Below are 17,387 nucleotides of genomic sequence, written 5' to 3' on the forward strand. Positions count from 1 at the left end.
CGGGAGTGATTCCCGTTCCCGAGCTCATTGCTGCATAATCAACTCAGCTGACCCGCACGGTGACGACGAATTACACCACCCGGCGGGACGTGACCCAAGCTCGGCCGCAGGGTTATCCACGGCCAAGCGTTCGGCTAGCGCTAGTAGAACAGGCGGATACCCCAAGAAGTCATCCACATCGTTCCAATAGTCGGCGTTGTGCTCGCAATTCGGCTCAAGCGCAGTCCCAATGCTGCGAAATAGCCCATCTCGCATTGCCCCAAACGGGATCGGATGCTGCCTGTGGACGACAAAATTCTCATCGCCTGATCTCTTCTTGTCGAGCGTTTGGTCGATCAACTCGCACGCTTGGGTGTGCGAAAGCGGTGCGATCTGAAAAAGAGGAGGAACCAGGCCCAGGTCCATGAGTCCCAAGAGCGTGGTGTCCGTCGCATCCCGCCGCCCGAGAAGGACCACTTGACTCTTCGGCTCCGCGTCAAGCAACAACCACATGAGATCACCGAGGAAGGCGACGTAGTTTTCCCGACCGACGCCGAGTTGAGCTTCGTCGGTGCTATCCAACACGATGGAGGCGCGGCCTGCCTTAAGGTCTTCGACAAAGACGCCGGCATCCTTGAACCCGAGCGCCTTCGTCAGCTCTCCGGTCAAGGATCCAGACCCAACGCGCAGTTGCGCCAAATCCACGTAGATCGTCTGAAGCCTGAACGCTATGTTCTTCGCAGCGGCCGACTTGCCCATTGCCCCCGGCGCGGCAATCAGGAGCACAGGGCTGGGACCTTCGTCCGACTCCGCACTAAGAATCACATCGGGCCAGACATACGGGGTTTCGGGTGTCAAGTAAGTAACGATCCCGCCCTCCTGGAGGTTTGGGAGGGACTCACGGCTTGTTCGGATCGGCATAGACCGTACGAGGTCTTCGAGGGATTCGCGCATGTTGTGATCGTATAGGTTGGCCGAGGCGCCATCGAGCCTTTTCCCAGATCAACCCCCTATTTGGGTGCCAACTCATCGCTTGGGCGGGCCGACATCACTCCATTCAACGCGCCGCAACCGGTGCCGCCCATCATGTTCACGACGCCGCCCAGCCGCTTCCAGCCGAGGCGCCCGTTTCGATTTGCGATACTCGAGGCTTGACATCCACAAAAACGTTTATGTAAGCTCTCACCCACATCAACAAAAACGTTTTTGGGAATGGGTTCAATGATGAGCAAGCGTGTGGGAATTCGAGAGGTCGCGGCTGCGGCCGGCGTCTCCGTGACGACCGTGTCGCATTCGCTCAGCGGCGGCGGCCAGCTCAGCGACGCCACCCGGGAACGCGTGAAGTCGGTGGCCGAGGGCCTCAACTACGCACCCAACCGGCTCGCCAGCGGACTCCGCAGCAAGCGCTCGCAGATCATCGGCTTCGTCAGCGACGAGATCTCCACCACGCCGTACGCCGGCAACGTTCTGCTCGGCGCTCAAGAGGCCGCCGCGGCCAACGACCAGGTGCTGATGGTCGTCAACTCCAACCGCAACTCCAAGGTCGAAGACCTCGGCATCGAAGCGCTGCTGCAGCACCGCGTCGACGGCATCATCTACGCCCGCATGTACCACCAGGCGGTGGAGCTGCCGGCGGCACTGAGCGGGATTCCCACCGTGCTGCTCGACGCATCCAGCGACCGCACCGACCTGTCCTCGGTGGTGCCCGACGAGGAGGGCGCCGCCCGTACGGCCATGGAGCACCTCATCGAGGCCGGACACCGCCGCATCGGCTACCTGGGCAACATCGACGACATCCCCGCCACCCGCGGGCGCCTGGCCGGGTACCGGGCCGCCCTGACAGAACACGGCATCGCCTTCGACGAGTCCCTCGTCACCGTGAGCGAGTCGATGACCGCACCGGGCCGCGACGCCGCCAGCCGGATGCTCGCCCAGCCCGACCGGCCCACCGCGTTGTTCTGCTTCAACGACCGCATCGCCATGGGCGCGTACCAGGCGGCGCAGCTGGCCGGCCTGGCGATCCCAGACGACCTGAGCATCGTGAGCATCGACAACTTCGAGGTCCTGGCCGACGCGCTGCTGCCCGGACTGACCTCCATCGCGCTGCCGCACTACGAGATGGGCCGCTGGGCCATCGAACGGCTCGCGGCCGAGCTGGCCGGCGACGCCGAGTCGGCACCGCAGCAGATTCGCATGCACTGCCCACTGGTTCAGCGGCAGTCAGTCGGCCCGCCCCCGCGATAACGCGGCGACGAGCCGACCTCCTCTACTTCGCGACCGCTGGAACGGCCGCGACGATCGGCGCCTCCGCCGAAACACCCCCAACCCAACCGATAAGAAGGAATGAAGATGCGACACGCAAAGAAGCGCCTGATCGTAGCGAGTTTAGTCGCCACGAGTCTCGTTGCCACGATGGCCGGTTGCGCCAGCGGCACCGCTGGCGGCGGCTCCGATGGCAACAACGGCGAACTGACCGTCTGGACCCACAACGGCGGCAACGTCGAAGAGCTCGCCGCGGTGCAGGCCATCGTCGACGGCTACAACGAGAGCCAGGACAAGACCACGGTGAAGCTGCAGGCGTTCCCGCAGGCCTCCTACAACGACTCGGTCATCGCGGCCGCGGCATCCGGCAAGCTGCCCTGCATCGTCGACATCGACGGCCCCAACGTGCCCAACTGGGCCTGGGCCAAGTACCTCACCCCGCTCGACCTCAGCGTGGACCTGGACGAGAACCTGCCCAGCACCCTGGGTATCTGGAACGGCGAGACCTACTCGGTGGGCTACTACGACGTGGCGCTGGCGATGTTCGCCCGCAAGTCGGTGCTCGCCGAAAACGGCATCCGCCAGGCCACCATCGACCAGCCGTGGACCCAGGCCGAGTTCGACGACGCGCTCAAGAAGCTCAAGGCCACCGGCACCTGGACCAACCCGCTCGACATCGGCACCGGCGATGTGGGCGAGTGGTACCCCTACGCGTTCTCCCCGCTGCTGCAGTCCTTCGGCGGCGACCTCATCGAGCGTGACGAGTATCAGTCGGCCGAGGGCGTTCTGAACGGCCCCGAAGCCCTCGAGTGGGCCGAGTGGATGCAGTCCCTCGCCACCGACGGCTACATCGCCACCAAGAGCGGCGCCGACTCCGCCCTCGACTTCCAGAACAACGTCACCGCCATCCAGTACGGCGGCAGCTGGGCGGCCGCCAACAACACGGAGGCGATCGGCGACGACCTGGCCGTGATGCCCTCCGTCGACCTCGGCGAAGGCACCAAGATCGGCGGCGGCTCCTGGCAGTGGGGCGTGACCACGGGCTGCGCCGACACCGAGGCAGCCATGGACTACCTCTCCTACTCGCTCTCCCCCGAGAACATCGCCGCGGTCGCGGTGGCCACCGCCACCATCCCCGCCACGGATGCCGCCGCCGCCCTGGTGCCCGGCTTCGAAGAGGGCGGCAACCTCGCCATCTTCCGTGAGTTCTCCGCCCAGAGCGCGGTGCTCCGCCCCGAGACCCCGGCGTACCCGTTCATCGCGACGGAGTTCACCAAGGCCACCCAGGACATCATCAACGGCGGCGACCCGCAAGACACCCTCGACGCGGCGGTCACGGCCATCGACGCCAACATCAAGTCCAACGGCGGTTACACGCAGAAGTAGTCGACCGCGGGGGCGCGGCTCACGCTGCGCCCCCGCTCTCGCTCAGGGAGACTCTCATGACCAGCACGATCGAACGACCCCCGGCGGCCCCCGCCGCCGGCCGCCCGGCCCGGCCCAGCCGGCCCAAGCGGGACCGCACCAGCAAGACCGAAAACCTCGCCGGACTGGCCATGCTCACGCCCGCGGTGCTGCTGCTGGCCCTGTTCATCTTCGTCCCCGCGATCCTCGCGTTCGGTCTCGCGTTCACCAATGCCCGGCTCATCTCGCCCTACCCCGCCACGTTCGTGGGCCTCGACAACTTCGTCAGGCTGTTCGCGGATGCCGCGTTCTTCCGCGCGCTGATCAACGTCGGCTACTTCGCCCTGGTCGTCGTTCCGCTGCAGGCCGGCCTCGCCCTGGTGATGGCGATCCTGGTGAACAAGAAAGTGCGCGGCACCACGTTCTTCCGCACGGTGTACTTCCTGCCGGTGGTCACCTCGATGGTGGTCGTGTCGCTGCTCTGGCTGTTCATGTACCGCCAGGACGGCCTGATCAACGTGATCATCGACCGGGTCACCTTCGGCCTGGTCACCGGGCCGGACTGGCTCAACGACACCACCACCTCGATGCCGGCGATCATCCTGATGTCGGTCTGGCAGGGCGTGGGCTTCCATATGATCATCTGGCTCTCCGGGCTGCAGACCATCCCCGCCGACCTCTACGAAGCGGCCGACCTCGACGGCGTCTCACCCTGGCAGCGGTTCAGGTACATCACCTGGCCGGGCCTGTCCGCCACCCGCAGCCTGATCCTGGTGACCATCACCATCCAGGCGCTGAGCCTGTTCACCCAGATCAGCGTGATGACCCAGGGCGGCCCGCTCAACTCCACCACCACCGTGGTCTACGAGGCCGTCGAATCCGGCTTCGCCCAGCAGGAGACCGGCTACGCCTCGGCGATCTCCCTCGTGTTCTTCGTCATCGTGCTGCTGATCTCCGTCGTGCAGCGCTTCCTCAGCAGAGAGAAGGCCTGATCATGGCGATTCCCCACATCTCTACAGCACCAGCGGCCATCGCAGACGTCGCGCCGGCATCCGCCCCGCACGTGGTGCTCGGCCAGAAGACGGCCCGCAAGAAGCGCGTGATCGGCCTCGGCGGTTGGATCCTCCGGATCGGGCTGGCCGTCTTGTTCCTCTTCCCGATCCTGTTCATGTTCGTCTCGTCGCTGAAGCCCGACCAGCAGATCTTCGGCGACCTGTCGTCGATCGCCGCGTTCCTGCCCATCGGCAACATCTCGATGGACAACTACGCCGCCGTCTTCGACCGGGTGCCCGCCGCCCGGTTCCTGGTCAACTCGATCGGCATTTCGGCGATCACCGTCATCGCCGGCATCCTGGTGAACAGCCTGGCCGCGTTCGCGCTGAGCCGGATGCGGGTGCGCGGCAAGACCGTCATCCTCACCCTGATCATCGCCACCCTGATCGTGCCGTTCGAGACCCTCGCGCTGCCGCTGGTGTGGTGGGTGAACCAGCTGCCCTCGTTCGAGCTGACCGAGCTGGGCTTCATGTTCAGCAAGGGCTGGATCGACACCTACCAGGTGCAGATCATCCCGTTCGTGGCCAACGCCTTCTCGATCTACCTGTTCCACCAGTACTTCGAGTCGATCCCCAAGGAGCTCGACGAGGCCGCCCGGATGGACGGCGCCGGCTGGTTCCGCATCTACCGGCAGGTGGTGATGCCGCTCTCCGGCCCCGCCATCGCCACCGTCGCGATCCTCACCTTCCTGCCCGCCTGGAACTCCTACCTCTGGCCGCTGATGGTGGTGCAAACCGAGGAGCTGCGCCCGGTGATGGTGGGCGTGCAGTACTTCTTCCAGCTCAACGTCTCCTGGGGCGAGGTGATGGCGTACTCCACGCTGATCACGCTGCCCGTGGTGGCCCTGTTCATTGCTTTCCAACGCTCATTCGTCAACAGCATCGCGTCCAGCGGTGTGAAAGGTTAGGCCGGTTTTATGTCGCTCCAACTGCCCGATAAGTGGATCTGGGACTCCTGGTACGTTCAGGTCGACGGTCTCACGCACGCCTACTACCTGCACGCCAGCAAGGCCCTGGGCGATCCCGAACGCCGGCACCGGCACCCGATCGTGGGCCACGCCGTCAGCACCGACCTCACCAACTGGACCGTCGTTGAAGACGCCCTGATCATCTCGGATGCTCCCGCCTTCGACGACGCCACCACCTGGACCGGCTCGGTGGTCCAGGCCGACGACGGGCTCTGGTGGATGCTCTACACCGGCACCTCCCGCGCCGAGAACACCATGGTGCAGCGCATCGGCGCCGCCACCTCCCCCGATCTGCTCACCTGGACCAAGGTGTCGACCGAGCCGCTCGTGGAGGCCGACCCGGCGTTCTACGAGACGCTCGACCTGTCGGTCTGGCACGACCAGGCCTGGCGCGACCCGTGGGTGTTCCGCTTCCCCGGCGAGAGCACCTGGCAGATGCTGATCACCGCCCGTGCCGCATCCGGCGACCCGCGGGTGCGCGGGGTGCTCGGCCACGCCACCAGCTCCGACCTGCTCAATTGGACGGTGCAGCCGCCGCTCAGCCAGCCCGGCCAGGGCTTCGGCCAGCTCGAGGTGTTCCAGTTCGAGATCGTCGACGGGGTGCCGATCCTGCTGTTCTGCTGCGGTGTCTCCGAGCTCTCGCCCGAGCGCCAGGCGGCCGGCGAGGTGGGCGGCGTCTACAGCGTGGCCGTGGATGCGCGGCTGGAGCAGGTGGACTTCACCGGCTCGGCGCTGTTCGACCGCACCGATCTCTACGCCGCCCGGCTGCTGCAGGATGCCGACGGGGGCTGGGTGCTGCTCGGCTTCATCAACATCGTCGACGGCGAGTTCGTCGGCACGCTCAGCGACCCGATCCCGGTCACGGCCGACCCGTTGCGGGGGCTTGTGCGCCGGCCGGTTCTGGACTCGGCCGAGGCGCCGGCCCTCGCCGCCGCGGTGCTGTGAGCGGCGGTGCTGTGAGCGGCGCCGCGGCGACCGGCGCCGACCGGGCCGAGCGCCGAGTGCTGGTGGTCGGCGAGGCACTGATCGACCTGGTACAACGGGCCGACGGCTCCCGGGACGAGGCGCCCGGCGGCAGCCCCGCCAACGTGGCGCTGACGCTGGGACGGCTGGGCCGGCATCCGCAGCTGCTCACCAGCCTGGGCGAGGACGACCGCGGCCACGCGGTGCGGACCTGGCTCGAGAACTCGGGGGTACAGGTGTCTGCGGGGAGCGCGACAGGGGCGCACACCTCCACCGCGACGGCACTGCTCGATGCCGCGGGGGCGGCCACCTACGAGTTCGACCTGGCCTGGGCCGTGGATGTGGCTCTGGCGGGCCCGGCCGATGTGCTGCACATCGGGTCGATCGCCACGGTGCTCGAGCCGGGCGCGTCCGACGTGGCACGCCTGGTGGAGGCCCGCCGCGCAACGGCGACCATCACGTTCGATCCGAACATCCGGCCGGCGCTGATCGACGATGCCGCGGCCGCCCGGTCGCGGGTGGAGCAGCTTGTGCGCCTCGCCGACATCGTGAAGGTCAGCGACGAAGACCTGCTCTGGCTACACCCCGACGGCGAGCTCGCCGACACTGCCGCGTCCTGGCTGGCCGCCGGGCCCGCCATGGTGGTGGTCACCCAGGGTGGGGAGGGCGCGTTCGCGCTCACCGCTCAGGGACGGGTGTGGACGTCGGCGCCCCGGGTGACGGTGGTCGACACCGTCGGCGCGGGCGACACCTTCATGGGCGCTCTCGTCGACGGGCTGATCGACGCGGACCTGATCGGGGCTGACCGTCGTGCGGCGCTCCGCGACGTGCCGCTGGGGGTACTGGAGAGCATCATGCGGCGAAGCGCCGATGCGGCCGCCGTCACGGTGTCCCGCCCCGGGGCCGACCCGCCCACCCGCGCCGAACTCGCCGCGGCGTAGTTCACGGCGCGTAGATCACGGCGGCGAAAGCCCGAGCAGCGCGCTCACCGCACCTCGTATGGCCCACTGCGCCCGCTATAGGGGGCGCAGTGGGCCATACGAGGTGCAGCGGCGACTGACGGACCCGGCGCGGTAGGTCGGAAGGCCCTGCCCAGCGGCGGCAGGCGGTGCGCGTCGAGAGGATCATTCGGGGAGGCGGCTCTCGCAAGAGGGCGGCCACGCCACATGTTCGGTGTGGCGTTGTCTACGCAGCACGAGGAGTTCCCATGTCCGCACGATCCTGGCTCACCGCTTCAGCTCTCACGGTGGCCGCCGTCACCCTTGTCGGCTGCGCACAGGCCGCTCCGGCCGAGACGGCGCCGACCGAGAGGCCAGTGGCCGAGCCGGCCCACTGGTCGTACGACGGAGACAGCGCCCCGGAGTCCTGGGCCGGCTTGGACGACGCCTTCCAGGCCTGCGAGGCCGGCACGGACCAGTCCCCGATCGACCTGCCGGCGGCCGTTCCGGCACCGAGCACCAGCATCGAGCTGAGCGCCGAAGAAGCGGAGGGCGACGTCTTCGACAGCGGCCACGCCGTGGAGGTCGAGACCGACGGAGAGGGTGAGATCCTCACGTTCGCCGACGACGACTACAGCCTGCAGCAGTTGCACGCGCACGTGCCGTCGGAGCACACCGTGGCGGGACAGCCCGCCGCGGCCGAGCTGCACCTGGTGCACGCGGATGCGGACGGCAACCTGCTGGTGCTCGGGATCCTGGTGACCGAGGGGGCGGCATCCGCCGCGTTGACGCCGTTCATCGAGGCGGCCAGCCACCTGGCCGACGAGGACGAGGTGACGCTGGATGTGGCCGCCGTTCTGCCGGCGTCGCTGGAGAACTATGAGTACTCGGGCAGCCTGACCACCCCGCCGTGCACCGAGGACGTGCAGTGGGTGGTGATGGGCACACCGATTTCGATGTCGGCGGAGCAGATCGACACCCTCGCGGGCGCGCACGACCACAACGCCCGGCCGACCCAGCCGCTCGGGGACCGCACCGTGGTGGGCGGGGCCGGGGAGGTCGAGATCACGGGGTAGAGGCTGCGCGTTAGAAGGTGCGGCTCCGCAGGTCGCGGCACTGGCGGGTCGGGCACGACGTACGCTGGCCTGATGACGGATGTTGCACTGATCGGCCCGGTGGCCGCACCCGAGCTGCACGTCATGACCTTCAATATCCGCCGGCGGTTCGCCCACCTGCTCCCCGGCAATCCTGACCGCTGGGAGAGCCGCAAGCCGCTCGTGCGGCGCATCCTGGTCGCCGAGCAGCCCACGCTGCTCGGCGTGCAGGAGGCCCTGGCAGACCAGGTGGAATGGCTCGCCGGCGCCCTCGGGCCGCACTACCGCGGCGTGGGCCGGGGCCGCAACGCCGACGGAGGAGACGAACGCTGCACCATCTTCTACGACTCCCGCCGCCTCGAACTCACCGACTGGAGCCAGCGCGCGCTGTCCGACACGCCAGACGTGCCCGGCTCCCGGTCCTGGGGCAATCGGGTGCGCAGGGTGCTGGTGTCGGCCGAGTTCACCGATCTCGCTACCAATGGCCGGGTGCTCGCGTTCAACACCCACTTGGACCACCACTCCTGGCGCTCCCGGCTGCGCGCCGCAGACGCCCTGTTGGGGCTGGTGCGCGCGGCGCAGAGTGCGGAGCCGGCCGCCGCGATCGTGGTGACCGGCGACTTCAACGCCGACGCGGACTCGGCGCTGCACCGGCGGCTGACCCTCGATGGCACCCTGCGCGACGCCTGGCTCGCGGCGGCCGATCGGCTCACCCCGCAGTGGGGCACCTTCGGCCACTACAAACGACCGACACCCGGCGGCAAGCGCATCGACTTCATCCTGGCCGGGCCCGCTGTGACCGTGCTGCGCACCGGCATCAACGCGGTGCGGTTCAACGGCCTGGCGGCCTCCGACCACGAGCCTGTGCAGGCGGTGTTGCGCGCCGGCACCTCGCCGGCTCAGCCGTGAGGGCATCGCCCGGAGTCGGCAGCCTGCCCCATACTTGGATATGGGCGCCCGCCCGCCACGATCCACGGAGATGAGACCGGTGTCAGACCCCAGCCTTCGCCTGCCCAACACGCAGTTCTGCGCGGTGCTCAACCTCGGCGTTCTGCCCCTGGTGGCGCCCCCTCTGCCGACGCGATTCGCCCTGCCGGTGCTGGATGCGCAGTGGCTCGAGGACGGTGCCGCGATCTACATCGGCTTCGAGGAGGGCGAGCTGCACTTCGACGTGTCGGAACGGGGCATTGCGCACCACTTCCACAACGTCGACGGCGTCGACAGCGACATCAGCCCGTGGCCGGCTGCCGACACCGCGCAGCTGCTGGCCTGGGCCGGCCCGTTCGTGCGTCATGTCAGCGAGCTGCTCGAGGAACTGACCATGGATGCCGCCGAAGCTGCCGAGTGGAGCGCGCTGGGCCTCACCGTCTACGCCACCAGCCCGCCCGAACCGACACAGCTGGAGGTCGTCGACCTCGAACTCGAGGGCGAACAGATGATGCTGCCCTGGCTGGGCGCCGGCCACGTGGGCCACGACCACATCGACGGGCCCAACCACCCGATCGCGCTGCTCTGGAACGCGCAGCACGAGGAGCCCGACCTGCCCCTGGCCACCGCCTGGACCGACCCGGCCAGCGGCCAGCCGGCCGTCTCGGCCCGCCCCCGGGTGGACTGGGACGCTGTGGGCCTGCCCGAAGCAGAGGTGCTCGAGTGGCTGGAAGGGCTCTACCTCAACCACCACCTGCTCGCCGACCCCGAAGAACTCATCCTGCGCGCCGGCCTGGAGCGGATCGCCGGGATTCGCTAGCCCGGAACCGGGCCATGACGTATCGACAAGGAGCACGCATGACCAGCACACCCGCATCCACCGGCCACACCGCTGGGCGCACCGCCGGCCGGATCGAGCTCGGAGCGATCCTGGTCCTGGCCGGCACCAGCCACCTCACCTTTGCGCGGGACGACTTTCGGGCACAGGTGCCGGAGTTCGTGCCGCTGCCCGAGGACACCACGGTGCTGCTCTCGGGGGTGGCCGAGATCTCGCTCGGCAGCGCGCTGCTGTTCGCCCCGGCCGGCCTGCGCGGCAAGGTCGGACTGCTGGCCGCGGCCTTCTTCACCGCGATCTTCCCCGGCAACATCGCCCAGGCCGTGCATCACAAGGATGCCTTCGGGCTGGACACCGACGCCAAGCGGATCGGCCGCCTCTTCGGACAGCCGCTGCTGATCGCCTGGGCGCTCTGGTCGACGGCCGCGTTGGTGCGCCGCGCAAAGTAGTTGCGGCAGCGAGGCGGCTAGGGCATCTCCGTGCCCTGGCGGGTGCGGCTCCAGGTGACCAGCGGATGCAGCAGCGAGATCAGCTGCCGACCGGACGTCGTCAGGCTGTAGCTGATCGACACCGGCGTCGTGGGCTGCACGTCACGCTCGATCAGGCCCTCCTGCTCGAGTTCCTTGAGCCGGGCGGCGAGCACCCGGTCTGAGATGCCTTCGACGAGGGCGCGGTACTCGGAGAACCGGCGAGCGCCCCGGGCGCCGGCCATCAGGATCGCGGCGCTCCACTTGCGGCCCGCCAACTCCACCGAGATCTGGAACCGACGGCACTCTTCCTCGTCGAGGGCGAAGGTCGATTCGCTGACGTCCTGTTTCACTGGCTGCGCTTCTGTCACGGGCTGTGCTTCCTTACTGACCGACTCACTAACTATTGATTAGCAGCTTACCTCCGGATGGCGAATGGTGACGGAGTTTGGCATCGTGGGATGTCGGCGCGAATTCGGGCGCCGTGAACACCCGCAGAAAGGCCCTCAATGGTTACCACGATCGGCATCCTCGGGGCGGGCCGCGTCGGCTCCGCCATTGCCCGCACCGCGCTCAAGGCCGGTTACGCGGTCACCATCGCCGGATCCGGGCCCGCGGCCGACATCCAGCTCATCGTTGACATCGTCATCCCCGGTGCCACAGCCATGTCGGCGGCGGAGGTGGCCGCATCCGCCGACCTCGTGGTGCTCGCCGTGCCGATGCACAAGTTCCGCTCAGTCGACCCGGCCACCTTGGCCGGCGCCATCGTGATCGACACCATGAACTATTGGCAGCCCATCGACGGCGAACTCCCCGAGGTCGCCACCGACCCCCGCGGCAGCAGCGAGGTCGTCGCCGACCACTTCGCCACGGCCCGGCTGGTGAAGACCCTGAACCACATCGGCTACCACGACCTGGAGGCCGACGCCCGGCCGGCCGGGCATCCCGACCGGCACGCCTTGGCCGTCGCGGGCGAGACGCAGGCCGCATCCGTCGTGGCCGAGGTCATCGAGCGGTTCGGCTTCGACGCCGTCTACGCCGGCCCGCTCGCGGCCGGAGCGGCGTTCGAGCCGGGCTCGGCAGTGTTCGGCGGCCGGCACACCGCCGCCGAACTGACGGCCGAGCTGGAGTTCGCCGCCGCAGACGCGGACGCCGCCGCCTAACTGTTCCCCGTGCGGACATCTGCGTCCGGCACACCGGGCGCAGATGTCCGTTTCGGGCACAGTTCCGCGGGCTCGCGCCCCACCACCCCGCGCCCCACCAGCCACCCCGCCCCACCAGACATCGGACAGACCCATGCAAATCGGCGCATATAGCTTCGGCGACACCCCACTGAACCCCGACGGCAGCTTCCGCACCACCGCGGAGGGCATCCGCACCCTCTTCGACGCCATCGTCCTGGCCGACCGGGTGGGGCTGGACTACTTCGGCATCGGCGAACACCACACCGTGAGCATGCCGGCATCCTCCCCCGGGGCGCTCATCGCAGCGGCTGCCGCCGCGACCCACCGGATCATCCTCGGCAGCGCCGCGAGCATCATCAGCACGGATGACCCGGTGCGGGTGTTCCAGCAGCTCGCCACCGCGGATGCCGTCTCCGGCGGCGGCCGGGTGGAGATCACCGCGGGGCGAGGCTCCTCCGTCGAGACCTTCCCACTGTTCGGCCACGACCTGGCCGACTACGACAGGCTCTACGCCGAGAAGCTCGACCTGCTGATGACCATCAACAACAGCCCCACCGAGACGGTGAGCTGGTCGGGCAGCGTACGCCCGGCGATCGACGCCCTGGCCGTGGTGCCCCGCCCGGTGAACGGCCGGCTTCCGATTTGGTTGGCCACCGGCGGCAACGCGGCGTCATCAGCCCGGGCCGGCAAGCTGGGCCTGCCCGTCTCCTACGGCATCATCGGCGGCGAGCCGCACCGGTTCGCCCCGCTCACCGAGCTCTACCGCCGATCGGCCGCGCAGGCCGGGCACACCGAGAACATCAAGGTCTCGGTGGCCACCTTCGGTCTGGTCGCCCCCACCAAGGCGGAGGCCCTGGAGCGGTTCTACCCCGGTTGGCACACCCTCAACCTCGAGATGGGCCGGCTGCGCGGTTGGGGCGCCCCCGACCGCCGACAGTTCGACGCCCAGGTCGCGGCGCCCGGCGCCTACTACGTGGGCGATCCCGACGACGTCGCCCAGCGCATCGTGCACCTGCACGGCTACCTGGGCCACATGCGGCACTTCCTGCAGGGCGACTTCGGCGGACTGCCGCCGGAGCACCTACACGAGTCGCTCACCCTGCTGGCCACCGAGGTGAAGCCCCGCGTGGCCCGGCTGCTCGCCGCCAAATAGCCGCGAGATAACCACCGGACAGCCACCTCCTCTGGCGCACTTTCCCCACCGCGCGGGTACCGTGGGCCCCATGACGGATGCGGCGCTGATCGGTGCGGTGAGCGCGCCCGACCTGCACGTGATGACCTACAACATCCGTCGCCGGGTGCCCACCCTGCGGCGGGGCAGCGCCGACCGGTGGGACACCCGCAAGCTGTTGGTGAAGCGCCTGCTTGCCGCCGAGCAGCCGACGCTGCTCGGCGCGCAGGAGGCGCTGGTGGACCAGGTGGATTTTGTGGCCACCGCCCTCGGCCCGCACTACCGCTGGGTGGGCCGCGGTCGGCACGCCACCGGGCGCGACGAGCACAACCCGATCTTCTACGACAGCCGGCGCCTGCGGCTCACCGCCTGGCAGCAACGGGCGCTGTCGGCCACGCCACACGCGCACGGGTCGCGCTCCTGGGGCAATCTCACCAGCAGGGTGGTGGTGTCCGCCGATTTCACCGACCTCGCCACCGGAGCCCGGCTGCTGGCCTTCAACACCCACTTCGACCACCTCTCCTGGCGGTCCCGGCTCACCTCGGCGGCGTTCATCATCACCCTGGTGAACTCCGCCCACGCCGCGGAACCCGACGCCGTTATCGTGGTCACCGGCGACCTCAACGCCACCGTGGATTCCGCCGTCTACCGCCGGCTGACCGGTGAGGGTGCGCTCCGGGATGCCTGGCTGGCGGCCGCCGAACGGTTGACCCCGCAGTGGGGAACCTTCTCGGGCTACCGGCGTCTGCGCCGGGGCGGGGCGCGCATCGACTTCGTCCTGGTGGGGCCGGGCGTCGAGGTGGCGAGCACGGGCATCAACGCGGCACGGTTCGACGGTCGGGCCGGCTCCGACCACGAGCCCGTGCAGGCCGTGCTGCGCCCGGCAGGCGCTACTGCCGGCGGCCGATCCGGCTAGTGTGCTGGCCATGATCCACACATTGCTGCGGCGGCCGTCCGGCCTCGCGGAGGCGACCGCCGACGCGCTGCGGGCGTTGGCGCTGGTCGGCATCGTGGTCGCCGGCGTCGGCTGGGGCCCGCTGTCCGGGATCAGCCTGGCGCTCGTGGCCGGCGGGATGCTGCTGCCCCGGCTGCTGGGCCTGCGACCGAGCGTCGACATCGCGTTCGGCGTGGTGGTGCTCGTCGCGGTCTGGAGCAGCGTGCTGGGGATCTACCTCACCACCCGTTGGTGGGACCTGCCGGTGCACTTTCTCACCAACGGGCTCTGCGCCGCGCTGCTCTACATCGTGCTCGTGCAGTTCAGGGTGTTGGCCGACGCCGACACCCTGCCCCGGCCGATGCTCTCGGCAGCCGTGGTGACGACGGCGCTGGGGCTGGCGCTGGGTGTGCTCTGGGAGGTTTTCGAGTGGTTCGGGCACACCTACCTCGATCCGGAGATCTTCGTCGGCTACAACGACTCGATCGGCGACCTGGTCTGGGGAGGTGCCGGCGCGCTGCTCGCGGGCTGCGGCATGAGCTACCTCACCGGCTCGCCCACGAGCCTGGCCGAACCCACGGCCGACGCCGACCCGGCACCCTCGTAGGCCCGGCACCCTGTGTAAGTCGGGCTACCGCGCAACGGCATCCGCGAACCAGGTGGTGATGGTCGTCGGATGTGTGATGGCGGTGCCGACGACAACCGCGAACGCGCCGGCGTCGATGCAGGCCGACGCCTGGGCCGGCGTGTGCACCCGGCCCTCGGCGATCACGGGGATCGGCAGCGTCGACGCGAGTTGGCGCAGCACCTCGAGGTCGGGTCCGACGGACTTCGGCCGCTCCCCCGTGTAGCCGCACAGGGTGGTGCCCACACAGTCGGCGCCGGCCTCGTGAGCGGCGATGCCGTCGGCGACAGAGCCGACATCCGCCATCACCAGGGCGGTGGTCTGCTCGTGGATGCGGGCGATGGTCTCCGCCAGGGTCAGGCCGTCCGGCCGGGCCCGGCGGGTGCCGTCGATCGCGACGATCTGTGCGCCGGCGGCGATCACGGCCAGGGCGTGTTCGAGGGTCGGCGTGATGAACACGTCATCGGCGCCGTCTTTCCACAGGCCGATCTGCGGCAGGGCTACCCGCTCGTGGATCGAGCGGATGTCGGCGATGCCCTGGGCGCGGATGCCCACGGCGCCGCCGCGCACGGCGGCCTCGGCGATCTGGGTCATGGTTTCGGGGTGCCGCATGGGCTCAGCCGGGTAGGCCTGGCACGACACGATGAGGCCGCCTTCGAGCGCGGCGAGGAGGGGATGCGTCATTCCGGGAATCCGTTCAGCGAGATAGTTCAGAGAGAAAGTGGTGTCAGAAGTGTGGAGCTGGTGATCAGGGACGCCGCGCCGACGATGGCCGAGTCCGCGCCCAGGGAGGTCGGCACGATCCGGCAGCCGGCCAGCAGGCCCATCGCTTCGGCGCGGGCCTGGCTCTCTACGGTGTTCCACCAGCGGGGCCCGGCGGCAGCGAGGCCGCCGCCGACGATGACGAGATCGGGGTCCAGACTGTTGATCAGGCCGCCGATCGAGCGGCCCAGCGCGGTGGCGGCGACGTCGATGACCTCCGCCGCCACCGAATCGCCGGCGTCGGCCCTGGCGAAGATCTCCTGGGTGTCCCTGGGCGCGCTTCCGCCGCGGCGCAGATACGCCTGCAGAATCGCGGGACCCGAGGCGATGACCTCGAGGTGGCCGCCCCCGCCGCAGGTGCAGGCCAGACCTGCGGCTTCCGCGGCGGGGACGTGTCCGTAGTGGCCGGCGGCCCCGTGACGACCGGCCTGCAGCACGCCGTCGATCACGAGAGCCCCGCCGATCCCGGTTCCGGCGGCGATGACGAGGACCGTGCGCTCGCCCCGGCCGGCGCCGTGCACGGCCTCGCCGATGGCGTGCGCGTGCACATCGTTGACGGTGGCGACCGGCACACCCAGCCGGCGCTCGATCTCGGCGCCGAGCCGGGTTCCGGTCCAGCCGGGCAGGGAGTTCGTGGCGAACTGCACGGTGCGGCTCACCGGGTCGATGACGCCGGCCGCGCCGATCCCGCACCCGGCGATGGCGGCGCCGGGTGCGGATGCGGTGAGGCTGGTGGCGAGGTCGACGATGGTCTGGAGGATGGCCTCCGGCCCTTCGGTGGCCGGCGTCGGCGCCGACATCCGCCGGGTGAGGACGCCGCCGGGGGCGACGAGTCCCGCCGCGATTTTGGTGCCGCCGAGGTCGACGCCGAGTGTGAAGGTCATCGCACCAAAAGGCCCGCGCGGTCGACGATCGCCTGGATGCGCTCGACGGTCTCGCCGGCCAGGGCGGGCACCGGCGGCGACATCCGGTTGGTCGAGATGATGTCCAGGTGCGCCAGGGCGGTCTTGAACGCGCCGAGGCCGGCGGCTTCGCCGCTGACGCCGGAGGCCTGGAAGACGATCTCGAACAGTTCGGACAGTTCGTCCTGGATGCGGCGCACGGCCTCCCAGTCGCCGGCCTTCGACGCGGCGAACAGGTCGACGTAGCGCTTCGGGTCGACGTTGCCGAGGCCGGGAACCACGCCGTCGGCGCCGAGCAGCAGAGCGCCGTCGACGACGACCTCGTGGCCGGTGAAGACGACCAGGGGGCTGCCGGCGGCCCGGTTGGCCATCACCAGGCGGCGGAATCCGACGTCGTCGCCGCTGGAGTCCTTGACGCCGGCGATGATGCCTTCGGTGCCCAGACGGATGAGCATGTCGAGGCTGAGCTTGTTGTGCACCCGCACCGGCACGTCGTAGGCGAAGATCGGCAGCGTGGTCGCGGCGGCGAGCAGTCGGAAGTGCGTCTCGATCTCGGCCTGGTTCGGCAGCGTGTAGAACGGGGCGGTGGCCACGATGGCGTCGACGCCGGCGGCCTCGGCCAGGCGGATCTGCGCCACGACGCGGGCCGGGGTCATGTCGTTGACGCCGGTCATGATCTTGACCCGGCCGGCGGAGATGCGCACGGCTTCGGTCAGGACGACGGTGCGGTCCGCGTCGGAGAGGAAGGCGACCTCACCGGAGGACCCCAGGACGAACAGGCCGTCGACGCCGGCGTCGATGAGGTGGTTGACCAGACGCTCGAAGGACTCGAGGTCGACGGCTCCGTCTGCAGTGAGCGGGGTGACGAGAGGGGGAACGACTCCGCCGAAGGTGGGTGCTGACATAGTTGTTGCTCCTGA

At 69.3% G+C, this 17,387-nt stretch carries 20 protein-coding genes; 14 read left to right on the plus strand and 6 right to left on the minus strand.

The features are described 5' to 3' along the window. Positions 1–24: 24 nt before the first annotated feature. Both RCH12_RS16500 and RCH12_RS16505 read right to left on the minus strand, forming a co-directional pair. Positions 25–933 (minus strand): hypothetical protein, encoded by a 909-nt coding sequence (locus RCH12_RS16500; protein WP_327017594.1) that lies wholly within the window; start codon positions 931–933, stop codon positions 25–27. 56 nt (positions 934–989) lie between these two features. After that, complete coding sequence (locus RCH12_RS16505) at positions 990–1,211, minus strand: hypothetical protein (RefSeq protein WP_327017595.1); 222 nt, start codon at positions 1,209–1,211, stop codon at positions 990–992. Positions 1,212–1,215: 4 nt separating this feature from the next. Here RCH12_RS16505 and RCH12_RS16510 point away from each other — a divergent pair, with 4 nt between their 5' ends. The 10 genes from RCH12_RS16510 to RCH12_RS16555 all read left to right on the plus strand — a co-directional run bounded on the left by RCH12_RS16510 (position 1,216) and on the right by RCH12_RS16555 (position 10,871). Next, the gene (locus RCH12_RS16510; protein WP_327017596.1) at positions 1,216–2,223 is read left to right on the plus strand and encodes a LacI family DNA-binding transcriptional regulator; all 1,008 of its coding nucleotides are present in this window, start codon (positions 1,216–1,218) and stop codon (positions 2,221–2,223) included. A 105-nt stretch (positions 2,224–2,328) separates the two neighbouring features. Continuing rightward, positions 2,329–3,627: a sugar ABC transporter substrate-binding protein gene (locus RCH12_RS16515; RefSeq protein WP_327017597.1), complete on the plus strand. Its 1,299-nt coding sequence runs from the start codon at positions 2,329–2,331 to the stop codon at positions 3,625–3,627. A 56-nt stretch (positions 3,628–3,683) separates the two neighbouring features. Continuing rightward, positions 3,684–4,637 carry a carbohydrate ABC transporter permease gene (locus RCH12_RS16520; RefSeq protein ID WP_103430874.1) on the plus strand — a complete coding sequence of 318 codons (954 nt, stop codon included), beginning with the start codon at positions 3,684–3,686 and terminating at the stop codon, positions 4,635–4,637. Between the two features lie 176 nt (positions 4,638–4,813). Beyond that, complete coding sequence (locus RCH12_RS16525) at positions 4,814–5,605, plus strand: carbohydrate ABC transporter permease (protein ID WP_240632520.1); 792 nt, start codon at positions 4,814–4,816, stop codon at positions 5,603–5,605. Between the two features lie 9 nt (positions 5,606–5,614). Further along, positions 5,615–6,610: a glycosyl hydrolase family 32 gene (locus RCH12_RS16530; RefSeq protein ID WP_327017598.1), complete on the plus strand. Its 996-nt coding sequence runs from the start codon at positions 5,615–5,617 to the stop codon at positions 6,608–6,610. Between the two features lie 11 nt (positions 6,611–6,621). Continuing rightward, complete coding sequence (locus RCH12_RS16535; RefSeq protein ID WP_327017599.1) at positions 6,622–7,569, plus strand: carbohydrate kinase family protein; 948 nt, start codon at positions 6,622–6,624, stop codon at positions 7,567–7,569. Positions 7,570–7,835: 266 nt separating this feature from the next. Then, the gene (locus RCH12_RS16540; RefSeq protein WP_327017600.1) at positions 7,836–8,642 is read left to right on the plus strand and encodes a carbonic anhydrase; all 807 of its coding nucleotides are present in this window, start codon (positions 7,836–7,838) and stop codon (positions 8,640–8,642) included. A 72-nt stretch (positions 8,643–8,714) separates the two neighbouring features. Continuing rightward, positions 8,715–9,569: an endonuclease/exonuclease/phosphatase family protein gene (locus RCH12_RS16545; RefSeq protein ID WP_134480420.1), complete on the plus strand. Its 855-nt coding sequence runs from the start codon at positions 8,715–8,717 to the stop codon at positions 9,567–9,569. Between the two features lie 79 nt (positions 9,570–9,648). Beyond that, on the plus strand, positions 9,649–10,407 hold the full coding sequence (locus RCH12_RS16550; RefSeq protein WP_133163774.1) for a hypothetical protein: 759 nt from the start codon (positions 9,649–9,651) through the stop codon (positions 10,405–10,407). Positions 10,408–10,445: 38 nt separating this feature from the next. Then, complete coding sequence (locus RCH12_RS16555; protein WP_327017601.1) at positions 10,446–10,871, plus strand: DoxX family protein; 426 nt, start codon at positions 10,446–10,448, stop codon at positions 10,869–10,871. A gap of 17 nt (positions 10,872–10,888) precedes the next feature. Here the strand turns inward: RCH12_RS16555 and RCH12_RS16560 are convergent, their stop codons facing one another. Next, entirely contained in the window at positions 10,889–11,242 is a 354-nt protein-coding gene (locus RCH12_RS16560) for a winged helix-turn-helix transcriptional regulator (protein ID WP_243399116.1), read from the minus strand. Positions 11,243–11,398: 156 nt separating this feature from the next. On the opposite strand from RCH12_RS16560, the gene RCH12_RS16565 reads away from it, so the two are divergent. The 4 genes from RCH12_RS16565 to RCH12_RS16580 all read left to right on the plus strand — a co-directional run bounded on the left by RCH12_RS16565 (position 11,399) and on the right by RCH12_RS16580 (position 14,785). Further along, entirely contained in the window at positions 11,399–12,052 is a 654-nt protein-coding gene (locus RCH12_RS16565; protein WP_442784586.1) for an NADPH-dependent F420 reductase, read from the plus strand. 133 nt (positions 12,053–12,185) lie between these two features. Next, the gene (locus RCH12_RS16570) at positions 12,186–13,226 is read left to right on the plus strand and encodes an LLM class flavin-dependent oxidoreductase (RefSeq protein WP_327017602.1); all 1,041 of its coding nucleotides are present in this window, start codon (positions 12,186–12,188) and stop codon (positions 13,224–13,226) included. Between the two features lie 70 nt (positions 13,227–13,296). Beyond that, entirely contained in the window at positions 13,297–14,160 is an 864-nt protein-coding gene (locus RCH12_RS16575; protein ID WP_327017603.1) for an endonuclease/exonuclease/phosphatase family protein, read from the plus strand. Positions 14,161–14,170: 10 nt separating this feature from the next. Continuing rightward, positions 14,171–14,785: a hypothetical protein gene (locus tag RCH12_RS16580; RefSeq protein ID WP_133163775.1), complete on the plus strand. Its 615-nt coding sequence runs from the start codon at positions 14,171–14,173 to the stop codon at positions 14,783–14,785. A gap of 24 nt (positions 14,786–14,809) precedes the next feature. On the opposite strand, the gene RCH12_RS16585 is transcribed toward RCH12_RS16580, so the two are convergent. From RCH12_RS16585 to RCH12_RS16595, 3 genes are read right to left on the minus strand one after another with little or no spacing between them, the layout of a single operon-like run. Further along, the gene (locus tag RCH12_RS16585; RefSeq protein ID WP_327017604.1) at positions 14,810–15,487 is read right to left on the minus strand and encodes an N-acetylmannosamine-6-phosphate 2-epimerase; all 678 of its coding nucleotides are present in this window, start codon (positions 15,485–15,487) and stop codon (positions 14,810–14,812) included. A 26-nt stretch (positions 15,488–15,513) separates the two neighbouring features. After that, positions 15,514–16,449, minus strand: a complete 936-nt coding sequence (locus tag RCH12_RS16590) for an ROK family protein (protein WP_327017605.1) — start codon at positions 16,447–16,449, stop codon at positions 15,514–15,516. Beyond that, positions 16,446–17,372, minus strand: a complete 927-nt coding sequence (locus RCH12_RS16595) for a dihydrodipicolinate synthase family protein (RefSeq protein ID WP_103430886.1) — start codon at positions 17,370–17,372, stop codon at positions 16,446–16,448. The genes RCH12_RS16590 and RCH12_RS16595 overlap by 4 nt, the downstream gene beginning before the upstream one ends. Positions 17,373–17,387: the final 15 nt, after the last annotated feature.

The sequence above is a fragment of the Cryobacterium sp. MP_3.1 genome (assembly GCF_035984795.1).
Classification (GTDB): Bacteria; Actinomycetota; Actinomycetes; order Actinomycetales; family Microbacteriaceae; genus Cryobacterium; species Cryobacterium zongtaii.